1 other annotated feature (only partly in view) is annotated in these 1,264 nt (G+C 49.7%).

Annotated features, from left to right (window positions below):
- Window positions 1-1,160 (bottom strand) — a sequence feature (mutual gap in cmsearch alignment for this rRNA model is longer than 100) (it extends 1,915 nt beyond the left edge of the window).
- Between the last annotated feature and the right edge of the window lie 104 nt (window positions 1,161-1,264).

The following is a 1,264-nucleotide window of genomic DNA, read 5'->3' as shown; positions in this document are numbered from 1 at the left end:
ATATCCGCAGCTTCGGTGACTGGCTTAGCCCCGTTACATCTTCCGCGCAGGACGACTCGATCAGTGAGCTATTACGCTTTCTTTAAATGATGGCTGCTTCTAAGCCAACATCCTGACTGTTTTAGCCTTCCCACTTCGTTTTCCACTTAGCCAATCTTTGGGACCTTAGCTGGCGGTCTGGGTTGTTTCCCTCTTGACGCCGGACGTTAGCACCCGACGTCTGTCTCCCAAGCTCGCACTCATCGGTATTCGGAGTTTGCAATGGTTTGGTAAGTCGCAATGACCCCCTAGCCATAACAGTGCTCTACCCCCGATGGTGATACTTGAGGCACTACCTAAATAGTTTTCGGAGAGAACCAGCTATTTCCAAGTTTGTTTAGCCTTTCACCCCTACCCACAGCTCATCCCCTAATTTTTCAACATTAGTGGGTTCGGACCTCCAGGGCGTGTTACCGCACCTTCATCCTGGCCATGAGTAGATCACTTGGTTTCGGGTCTACACCCAGCGACTGATCGCCCTATTCGGACTCGATTTCTCTACGGCTTCCCTATACGGTTAACCTTGCCACTGAATGTAAGTCGCTGACCCATTATACAAAAGGTACGCAGTCACGGAACAAGTCCGCTCCTACTGTTTGTATGCACACGGTTTCAGGATCTATTTCACTCCCCTTCCGGGGTTCTTTTCGCCTTTCCCTCACGGTACTGGTTCACTATCGGTCGATTACGAGTATTTAGCCTTGGAGGATGGTCCCCCCATATTCAGACAGGATGTCACGTGTCCCGCCCTACTTGTCGTACGCTTAGTATCACCGGTCCAATTTCACATACGGGGCTATCACCCGCTATGGCTCCTATTTCCAGAGGATTCTGTTATCGGTCCGACTATCACGTACAGGCTCTTCCCATTTCGCTCGCCGCTACTTTGGGAATCTCGGTTGATTTCTTTTCCTGCAGCTACTTAGATGTTTCAGTTCGCCGCGTTCGCCTTGCAACCCTATGTATTCAGGTTGCAATACCCTAAAAGGGTGGGTTGCCCCATTCGGAAATCTGCGGATCAAAGTGTGTTTGCTCACTCCCCGCAGCTTATCGCAAGCTACTACGTCCTTCATCGCCTGTAATCGCCAAGGCATCCACCATGTGCACTTATTCGCTTGTCCCTATAACGTTAGCCTCTGTCTACCTAAGTGAACAAAGAGCGCTACAGGGATAAGAAAGTACAACGTTGTTGCTTGTTTGTTGATACATACAATCATTACCCATC

The sequence above is a fragment of the Janthinobacterium sp. PC23-8 genome (assembly GCF_002250505.1).
Classification (GTDB): Bacteria; Pseudomonadota; Gammaproteobacteria; order Burkholderiales; family Burkholderiaceae_D; genus Janthinobacterium.
Note: the sequence above shows the minus strand (reverse complement) of the source record. Positions and strands in the feature narration are given on the sequence as shown.